Genomic DNA, 2,811 nt, shown 5'->3' on the forward strand with positions numbered 1-2,811 from the left:
CAGCGTCGTGGACCCATTAACATCATACCAAGGAGTCTTTTTGTTTCTCAAACCTCGTATTTCTTCATTATAGGAATGCTGCCCTTTAGTTCAACGACGAGCGGCGACCGAACGAATGGCCGGCCGCTGCTGTGACATGATTGAGCTATCGTGTCCCGTTAGAGCTTAACCTTGGGATGATCTACTTATTGATAATTATTCGTAGTATCCTTCGGTTGATTTGCGAAATTGTTTGAATTGATTGTCATCATGTCCGAACCACACTTGGGAGTTTGTTCGGGTAGCCAGCGTACGGATTCTTTCAACTGTGTTCCGGTAACCGATTGAATCATAGATAATGCCCGGTGGCTTAACTGGAGGACCGTAACTCTCAGCCGTATAAATGGTATCCGAAGCGAGGATGATCCCGCCTGTTTCGGGCATTTCAATGTGCAAGCCTAACATACCCCAAGCATGTCCGCTTCCAAAATTCAAAATTTGGATTCCTTCAGCCAGATCGAGATAATCTTCATTGCGTTTGACCGTTTTCCATTGTAAATGGTTTGTGATCCAAGCATCGATGTCTTCCCAAACATAGGCCCCTTCTTTTTCATTACGGGCGTAGCTCTGCAGTGTGCCATTCAATTCATCTTCGTGGACGATTATCGTAGCATTCGTGAACATCTCTAGGCAACCCGCATGATCCAGATGCAAATGAGAGGCAATGACGTATCGGATGTCCTCAGGTCTTACGCGGAGCTGCTCTAGTCTGTTATGCAGATAACATTCCTCACACGCCACCCAAGGGGACGCTTGTTGGGTGGATTCCGCCCAGCGTCCTTCAACGCCCATGGAATTCGGATTGCAAGCCGTATCAAATAAAATCTTCCCCTCCGGATGGTCAATCAACACCGTATAAATCGGAAATTCCACAAACTGCGTCGTCGCGTTAGGATTGCTAACCGTGGCTGGGTTATGCATGTTAATCAACCAGTTTTTATCCATGCTCATACGGCCGTTATCCATCACATACAGTTTAGGGCGGGGCTTTATAATATTCGACAAGTTCATTTCCTCCCACTAGATTAATTTAGTTATCATCCTGTTCAAAATGTCAGCCTTCGTAATGAATCAGGCGCTTTTGCCGTAAAGCTCAATGCTTGCTTTGCCCTTGATATAGTCATACAATAATGCATAAACTAAACCTACGTAAGTAGGCACTTTAAAGTGTCCTGGGAACTTCAAGGTGCAGAGGAGGGAAATCATTTGACATCTTTGGTCAAACCAAAACACCCCAACATCGCGCTTGCGGTGTGTGGCTACAGTAAAGTGCTTGATATTATCTCTAATAAATGGACCGCGCTCATCATTTACGCAATGGAAGACGGAAGCATCCGTTACGGGGAAATGACGAGAAGAATCGAGGGTATTTCCAAAAAAATGCTGACTCAAACCCTACGTAAGCTTGAACGCGATGGACTGGTCCAACGTCATATCACACCATCGGTTCCTCCAATGGTTGAATATTCACTCACTCCTCTAGGGGAATCTTTACTCCAGCCGATGAGAGAGCTACGGCAATGGGGAAGAGAAAATTATGTACGTGTCGAAGCAGCAAGACTCAACTTCGATCTAACTTACAGTGATGATTAACTATCTCAATAAGTTAAGGTCCATATAAGCCGGGGCTTTTACTTAAACGATCCTAATGAATATAGTTATGATGTCGTCCACAGCCAACGATTTCGCATCGGCTCCGACAACGATCTTAGGCCATCCTTTGCGGGATGGCCTTTTCTTTGATCTAACTTTATTCAACTAATCTGCCCGTTACTTTAATGAAAACGGCAGCTGACCATTATGTCCAGCTGCCGTCGTGTTGTCTTGAGCTATCGTTCCTCTTTAGCTTAATGATTTTTCGGTGATACAAATGCAGCAACAATAATACTCACAACACCTACTATTAATGTGATTGCAATTAGTGTGATAGCAAATAAAGTGTCGTCAGGTGTATGTACCTCATGAATTGTATTATTAAATTTAAATATTTCAATAAGCAACACAATAATCCAACAAGCAATTAATGTCGTTAAAATTGAAATGCGACCCATAACAATCACCTCTCTTGTCCTTCCATTTCGTTTATTTAATTCAGAGCTATAGCTCACCGTCAATAAAAAAAGCCGTAAATAAACGGTTATTTTATTTCGGGACAACAAGTAGTTCAGTCGATCTCGAAGGGCTACAACCCATAATGAGATAATGAACTTCATTTGCTTGCTCTTTATTAGTTATACTCGTACAAAAATAGTTCCTTTTCTCTTTATTACCATTCTTATCTTTTGAGGGATCTTCTTCTACTTCTATTTTATTCTGAGTATAATTCAATCGAATAAATACTGGGTCTCCCTCTTTAGTGAAACGTGTAATCTTTACACTGGAGTCTCTTTTGTTTGATACTTCTGAAATAAAATGGTCTAGTTTATCTATATTCCCTATAACACCTAAGTCGGATACTACATCACCATTTTTCACAGCTTTTTTAGGTGTCGCTGAGCAACCTATTAACAAAAGAAGTGTGGCAAGAATAAAGATTTTTTGATATTTCATAATTGCCTCCTCCGCATCTCAAAAACAAATTCGGTTCGAATGCTCAATTAACCTGCCCTTTATTTCAACAAAATCTGCAGCTGATCTTCCGATCTGCTGCAGATTTACTGACTGAACTAACGTTCTCCGATAGCTTAACTAATGAACTAACATACAAATGAGTTTTTCATTACGTACCAATAATCTGTCTCATCTGGATACGCATGCTTCTCAATAATTTCA

The 2,811-nt window shown here is 41.3% G+C and carries 4 protein-coding genes; 1 reads left to right on the top strand and 3 read right to left on the bottom strand.

The features are described from left to right. Positions 1–195: 195 nt before the first annotated feature. The gene (ahlS, locus tag EV294_RS30100; RefSeq protein WP_132313678.1) at positions 196–1,044 is read right to left on the bottom strand and encodes an AhlS family quorum-quenching N-acyl homoserine lactonase; all 849 of its coding nucleotides are present in this window, start codon (positions 1,042–1,044) and stop codon (positions 196–198) included. A gap of 201 nt (positions 1,045–1,245) precedes the next feature. On the opposite strand from ahlS, the gene EV294_RS30105 reads away from it, so the two are divergent. Continuing rightward, positions 1,246–1,632, top strand: a complete 387-nt coding sequence (locus EV294_RS30105; RefSeq protein WP_132313680.1) for a winged helix-turn-helix transcriptional regulator — start codon at positions 1,246–1,248, stop codon at positions 1,630–1,632. A 254-nt stretch (positions 1,633–1,886) separates the two neighbouring features. Here the strand turns inward: EV294_RS30105 and EV294_RS30110 are convergent, their stop codons facing one another. Together EV294_RS30110 and EV294_RS30115 are read right to left on the bottom strand one after the other, a co-directional pair. Beyond that, on the bottom strand, positions 1,887–2,090 hold the full coding sequence (locus EV294_RS30110) for a hypothetical protein (protein ID WP_132313682.1): 204 nt from the start codon (positions 2,088–2,090) through the stop codon (positions 1,887–1,889). 91 nt (positions 2,091–2,181) lie between these two features. Continuing rightward, positions 2,182–2,589: a DUF4362 domain-containing protein gene (locus EV294_RS30115; RefSeq protein WP_132313684.1), complete on the bottom strand. Its 408-nt coding sequence runs from the start codon at positions 2,587–2,589 to the stop codon at positions 2,182–2,184. Positions 2,590–2,811 lie beyond the last annotated feature (222 nt).

Source organism: Paenibacillus sp. BK033 (assembly GCF_004345425.1).
GTDB lineage: Bacteria > Bacillota > Bacilli > Paenibacillales > Paenibacillaceae > Pristimantibacillus.